Origin of the sequence: Yersinia aldovae ATCC 35236 (assembly GCF_000173735.1) — a bacterium.
GTDB lineage: Bacteria > Pseudomonadota > Gammaproteobacteria > Enterobacterales > Enterobacteriaceae > Yersinia > Yersinia aldovae.
Genome location: NZ_ACCB01000073.1, coordinates 1 through 5,541 on the forward strand (window position 1 = coordinate 1; position 5,541 = coordinate 5,541).

The following is a 5,541-nucleotide window of genomic DNA, read 5'->3' on the forward strand; positions in this document are numbered from 1 at the left end:
CTTCCCGCAATAAAGAAAGCAATCGGCGAAGCGTGAAAGTTAAATCGTTAGATGCATCTTCAATAAGTTCAGGTAGCTGCTGCTGGAGACGCTGGATCCCAACGGGAAGAATGAGGCCGTTTTCAGCGAGCAAAGAACGAAGCTGGTTGGCCAGCGCGGTTCTCTGCTCAACCATCAGTTGACGGGTATTCCGCAGTGCTTTGATATCCTGCTGTTCCGTGGTTTTAACCGGAACAAAGTGGATACCAGGGCGGCATGCTGTTTCACAAATTGCCAGAGCATCGTTTGCATCGTTCTTCTGGCTTCTGACAAATGCTTTCACGTGCTGTGCGGGTATAAGCCTTACACTATACCCCATAGAACTGAGGGTTCGCCCCCAGAAATGAGAGGTTGAACAAGCCTCCATCGCGATTAAAGTACCCGGCTCAAACTGGCAAAGCGTATCCAGCAATTTCTGACGTGATATTTTTCTGTTCCAGGCAACGGAACCATCAACCATCCAAACACATACCTGAAAAACAGATTTGGCAATATCGATACCAACAACTCTGATTGTGTTCATGTGGTGTTACTCCCAGATTAATTCAGTCAGTAAAAGTATGGCACTGACTACGTTAGAAAGGGGCGTCCATCACATCACTACAGTTAGATAACTATTTTGGTCCCGGCACTATTCCTACAGATGCGCAAAAGAAAAGACTTCTTGCAGTTCAGGCTGCACTAGAGATAGCCAAAGCATCAGCTAATGCCGCGGATGCGAACGCAAGGACGGATAAAGTTGAAGAAGATTTAAAGCATGCTTCAAAAGGGGTCGCTGGATTAGCTGACGCCATTCAGGCTGCATTAGGTCAGTAAATTTATAGACGTAAACCCCAACAGATTGTTGTGGATTACATATTAAAACCACTGCTCTGATAAACCAGTGGTTTTTTTACGCCTAAATATCATCACAGAGCAACCTACCAAGGTTACTGCGTAATGACACTAAGGGAAAATCATGGCAAAAGAAACTGACTGGAGAGGCATAGAGCGTGACTACCGTTCCGGCGCTCTTTCCATCAGAGAGCTTGCCAAGAAATACGGTATAAGTGATACCGCTGTTAGAAAGAGGGCAAAGGCTGAGGAATGGCCTAAACACGAACAGGTTCGCAATAATGTAGGTTCGCAGACAATTAGTGCGAACCAAAACAAGAACCCGCGAACCAAACATAAAAAACCAGCGGTTCACGTTAAAAGTGAAATAGATTCAGAATACCTGGTAGATGGAAATGGCGAACCAGAATTCATATTAAACCCTGACGAGTACGGGCTTAATGATATGCAGGCTCGTTTCGTGAGTGAATACCTGATCGACCTGAATAGCACGGCGGCATATAAAAGGTCTGGCGGTAAAGGAGAGGGCAATACGGCTTACGTTAACGCTTCACGCATGTACAGGAATGCTAAGGTTACCCAGATCTAGGTATCAGCGGTGCGATGGTTGTTGGCTGCGACAATGGTTCTCCTGAACACCCTACTAAAACCAATCTTGGCGGACGTAGCCACCTCATTTTCGTACAGGAGTAAACATGTCAACTAACTGGATGCGCCATTTCGAATTGCAGATTTTAGATCTGAATGGAAAGGGTATATCGCTTTCTGATTTTAAGGTTACGTTCCAGATCGAATGGGCAGACACGAAGTGGCCGCGCGTGGCGAATGTGAAGATTTACAATCTATCGACTGACACCACCAATAAAATACTCGGTCAAGAGTTCTCTAAAATATGCATTATCGCTGGTTATGATGGGATAGCGCCTGATGTGGATGCTAGTCAGGTGGGGAGAGTGCGGAATATTCCCGAAGGGCAAGAGGGACAAACTGATGACCAGAACTGTGGTCTTATTTTTGACGGTGATATTCGCTTTACCGTGACAGGAAAAGATAACATCACTGATTCATGGGTACTCATTCAGGCTATTGGCGATCATGAGGCATTCCTTTTTGCACGCACTAAAACTACCATAGCGGCTGGATACACAGTGGCTGACCTGCATAATGTAACGATGCAGGGTTTCAACGCGTTCGGCGTGACTAAGGGCATTACTGGTAGTATGCCAACAACTGTTTTCCCACGCGGTCGTGTACTTTATAACGCATCGCGTAACGTCATGGATAATATTGCCGCACAGTGTAACGCAACATGGCAGTTGGTAGACGGGCAGGTGCAGATGGTTCCCGAAGATAAGTATATTCACGAAGCTATCGTATTGAGCGCTGATACCGGGCTTGTTGGTATGCCACAGCAAACTATGGGGGCGGGGGTGAATGTGCGTTGCTTGATTAACCCTAACATCCGTATCAATGGACTCATCCAGCTCGATCAAAACTCTGTTTACCGGTCAACGGTAGGGAATGGCGACATTGCGCAGTCCCCCTCAAGGATCGGTACATCTGAATATAACGGTAATATTGAGGGGGATGTATTGCCAAGCAAAGCACAGGCTTCCAGCATTGCGACGGATGGCGTTTATATCGTCAAAGGCATCACTTATACTGGTGATACAAGAGGGCAGGAGTGGTACATGGATTTGATGTGCTTCGCGCGCGGTACGCGGGACTTAGTCAATCAGACTGCTATACAGAAAACCAATTATTGAGGTGTTGAACGTGAAGCCTATTTTCGGGATTATCCTTGCGGTTGCTGCGTTGTTTTCTTTCCAGGCATTGGCTGATTCGCAATGTGGGGATTTCAAAGTTCACTGGGCAGATGACGGACTCGCACGAATTAATGGCGCGAAACCAGAATCGCAAAAAATAACCTTCCTGAAAACCAAAGACGATTACAACAACGTAAAAATTGAGTGGCGCGTGGCTACTGACCAGCCCGGTCGATGGGTCGGAATGGAGTTTATCGGACGCGATGGTAAAGCTATCCTCAACGCTCAGTGGCTACAAGCCAGCATGGATGCGCCGAGCCAGTATGCGACTTACGACTGCGTTAAGGTTAAATAGCACACTCAATTGTGCTTTTTGACGATCTCATATCGGCTTGAGCTGGTTTTGTCATCAACTTAGTTGTACAATTAAGTTGATGACAATTTGAGGCAGTCTAAGGAGTCCCCCGATGATCACCCTGACATTTTCCGATGTTCGTCAGAAATTTTCCAGCGTACTAGATACCGCTGTCAATCAGCCCGTGACGATTACCCGCCGTTCAGCTCCTGATATGGTGGTCATCACTGCTGAGCAGTTTGCAGAGTTACAGCAGGCTAAATTTGATGCGTCTCTTGCTCGGGTGATGGGCAAGCCAAAGAATCAGGCCTTGTTCAAGGAACTTGCAGATAAATGATTTTTTTCTTATCTGTTGAGCAGGTCATAGCCATTCACGACTGTCAGTTAGAGTCTTATGGTGGGCTGGCAGGATACAGAGATATTGGTCTTGTTGAAGGAATGGTGGCCCGTGTTGAAAACCTTCATGCATACCAAGGTGAAAGTGATTTGTTTGTACTGGCCGCGTCGCTGTTGCTTTCAATAGCTCGAGGGCATGGCTTCAATGATGCAAACAAAAGAACTTCCGTTGCATCAGCGATGGTATTTCTGGATATGAATGGTGCACCCATAATTCCGACAGAGGGTTTCGCTGACTTTGTGGTAGAAGCGGCGCAGGGAATTCATGATGTGCATGCTGTAGCGCAAGAGCTAAAGAGGCTCACAAATTAGAACCTAGCCACTGTAACGATCAACCCAACCCGCTTCCTGGCGGGTTTTTTTATGGAGTTTTTATGCCAATTCCTACCCAGTCGCAAATCGGCGGTGAACAGCAAACCGCACAGACAATCGCTGATTCTATCGCTACCCAGCTAAGAGTTGCTATGCCGGGGATTATTCAATCATTTGATGCTGACGCCGTAACCTGCACTGTTTTACCCGCCATCAAGGGCAATGATTCTGGAGTATCTGGAGATAGGGAATCAGCAGATTTGCCGCTCCTGGTAGACGTCCCTGTAATATTCCCACGCGGCGGTGGCGTCACCATGACATTCCCCATTAAAGCAGGGGATGAGTGCTTATTGGTTTTTGGTGATCGGTGCATAGATTTTTGGTTTCAGAATGGCGGTGTGCAGGAACCACTAGACTCCCGTCAGCATGATTTATCGGATGCGTTCGCGATTATTGGCCCCCAGTCACAGGCAAAGAAAATTAGTGGCATCAGTACCAGCGCCGCGCAGTTCCGCAGTGACGATGGTTCAACCTACTTTGAAATAAATCCGACGACCAAGAAAATTAAAATCGTGGCACCTGGTGGCCTCGATGTGGTGACACCTAAAGCGGAATTCTCCGCTGAGGTTCTGGTGAATGGCCTGTTTACATTCCTTGGCGGGCTGCTGGGGAGTGCGGCAGCGGGTGTTTCTGCGACAATCTCTGGCGCTATCGAGTTTGTCGGCACCCTGGCGTAATATCGCCGTTGCTGTCGAACATCATGCTGAATGAGTTCGATCAGTATCTGCATAAACGCTATCTGAGCGGGAAAGCCAGAAAGGACCGATGGTACTGGAATAACAGTATCCAGCGAGGCCGAAGTACCGCAGTCAGGGAAAACTGGGAATGGAAACCCGCCGCTGCTTATTGCCGCTATGCCGATGACTTTGTGCTCATTGTCAAAGGTACCAAAGCACAGGCGGAAGCCATCAGGGAAGAGTGTCGGGGCGTGCTTGAAGACAGTCTTAAACTCAGGCTGAACATGGACAAGACCAGGATCACCCATGTCAATGACGGTTTTATCTTTCTGGGTCACAGGATCATCCGTAAACGCAGTCGTTATGGCGATCTGCGGGTGGTCTCGACGATCCCGAAGGAGAAAGCCAGAAACTTCGCCGCATCGCTGACGGCATTGTTATCAGGCAATTACAGTGAAAGCAAAGTCGATATGGTTGAGATGCTCAACCGGAAACTGAAAGGCTGGGCTGCGTTCTACCAGTTCGTTGATTTTAAGGCCAAAGTCTTCCGTTATATCGACCGTGTGGTGTTCTGGAAGCTGGCTCATTGGCTGGCCCGCAAATACCGTAAAGGAATCGCTTCCCTGATGAGGTGGTGGTGTAAATCACCAAAACCGGGTCAGAGCAAAACGTGGGTTTTATTTGGTAAAACTAATCACGGTAAGCTCAGCGGCGAAATCCTGTACCGGTTGGCGGGGCAAGGCAAGAAGCTGTTCCGCTGGCGTCTGCCTGAAGGTAATCCCTATCTGAGAATGGAAGCCAGAAACACATACACATCGCGTTTTACTGAAGTGGCAATGGCGTTCGCCAGCTTTTAAATGGAGAGCCGGATGCGCTGAAAGGTGCACGTCCGGTTCGGAGAGGAGAGGCAGGGAAATAGTCCGACTACGCCCTGCCTCTTACTCTACTCTGGACGGGTAAACGCTGGGCTTATTTAGCCGTTGTGCTTGATCTGTTTTCCCGTAAACCGGTTGGCTGGGCGATGTCATTTTTCCCGGACTCTGCACTGACAGCGAAAGCGCTGTTCATGGCCTGGGAAGCGCGAGGAAAGCCCGCTGATTTA

7 protein-coding genes and 2 pseudogenes are annotated in these 5,541 nt (G+C 48.2%); 8 read left to right on the plus strand and 1 reads right to left on the minus strand.

All coding sequences use genetic code 11. The features are described 5' to 3' along the window. Positions 1–562 (minus strand): IS110 family RNA-guided transposase (locus YALDO0001_RS18875; RefSeq protein ID WP_004705555.1); only part of this gene is annotated, 562 nt, incomplete at its 3' end. 435 nt (positions 563–997) lie between these two features. Between YALDO0001_RS18875 and YALDO0001_RS22575 the strand changes: the two genes are divergently transcribed. The 8 genes and pseudogenes from YALDO0001_RS22575 to YALDO0001_RS21400 form a co-directional block, all read left to right on the plus strand. Beyond that, positions 998–1,462, plus strand: a complete 465-nt coding sequence (locus YALDO0001_RS22575) for a terminase small subunit (protein WP_049596280.1) — start codon at positions 998–1,000, stop codon at positions 1,460–1,462. A 106-nt stretch (positions 1,463–1,568) separates the two neighbouring features. After that, positions 1,569–2,639 carry a hypothetical protein gene (locus YALDO0001_RS18890; protein WP_004705557.1) on the plus strand — a complete coding sequence of 357 codons (1,071 nt, stop codon included), beginning with the start codon at positions 1,569–1,571 and terminating at the stop codon, positions 2,637–2,639. 10 nt (positions 2,640–2,649) lie between these two features. Next, positions 2,650–2,994: a hypothetical protein gene (locus tag YALDO0001_RS18895; RefSeq protein WP_042840580.1), complete on the plus strand. Its 345-nt coding sequence runs from the start codon at positions 2,650–2,652 to the stop codon at positions 2,992–2,994. A gap of 112 nt (positions 2,995–3,106) precedes the next feature. Further along, on the plus strand, positions 3,107–3,331 hold the full coding sequence (locus YALDO0001_RS18900; RefSeq protein WP_004705559.1) for a type II toxin-antitoxin system Phd/YefM family antitoxin: 225 nt from the start codon (positions 3,107–3,109) through the stop codon (positions 3,329–3,331). Continuing rightward, on the plus strand, positions 3,328–3,702 hold the full coding sequence (locus YALDO0001_RS18905) for a type II toxin-antitoxin system death-on-curing family toxin (protein WP_042840581.1): 375 nt from the start codon (positions 3,328–3,330) through the stop codon (positions 3,700–3,702). Before YALDO0001_RS18900 ends, YALDO0001_RS18905 begins: the two co-directional genes overlap by 4 nt. A gap of 62 nt (positions 3,703–3,764) precedes the next feature. Then, entirely contained in the window at positions 3,765–4,439 is a 675-nt protein-coding gene (locus YALDO0001_RS18910; RefSeq protein WP_004705561.1) for a Gp138 family membrane-puncturing spike protein, read from the plus strand. Next, positions 4,433–5,296, plus strand: a pseudogene (locus tag YALDO0001_RS18915) (group II intron maturase-specific domain-containing protein); the annotation flags it as partial. The gene YALDO0001_RS18910 and the pseudogene YALDO0001_RS18915, both read left to right, overlap by 7 nt. Positions 5,297–5,376: 80 nt before the next feature. Then, a pseudogene (locus tag YALDO0001_RS21400) lies at positions 5,377–5,541 on the plus strand (DDE-type integrase/transposase/recombinase); the annotation flags it as partial.

What these genes read in the sequence shown, in the direction of transcription:
- YALDO0001_RS18900 (WP_004705559.1), top strand. Translation starts at nt 3,107, where the DNA reads ATGATCACCCTGACATTTTCCGATGTTCGTCAGAAATTTTCCAGCGTA.
- YALDO0001_RS18890 (WP_004705557.1), top strand. Translation starts at nt 1,569, where the DNA reads ATGTCAACTAACTGGATGCGCCATTTCGAATTGCAGATTTTAGATCTG.
- YALDO0001_RS22575 (WP_049596280.1), top strand. Translation starts at nt 998, where the DNA reads ATGGCAAAAGAAACTGACTGGAGAGGCATAGAGCGTGACTACCGTTCC.
- YALDO0001_RS18910 (WP_004705561.1), top strand. Translation starts at nt 3,765, where the DNA reads ATGCCAATTCCTACCCAGTCGCAAATCGGCGGTGAACAGCAAACCGCA.
- YALDO0001_RS18905 (WP_042840581.1), top strand. Translation starts at nt 3,328, where the DNA reads ATGATTTTTTTCTTATCTGTTGAGCAGGTCATAGCCATTCACGACTGT.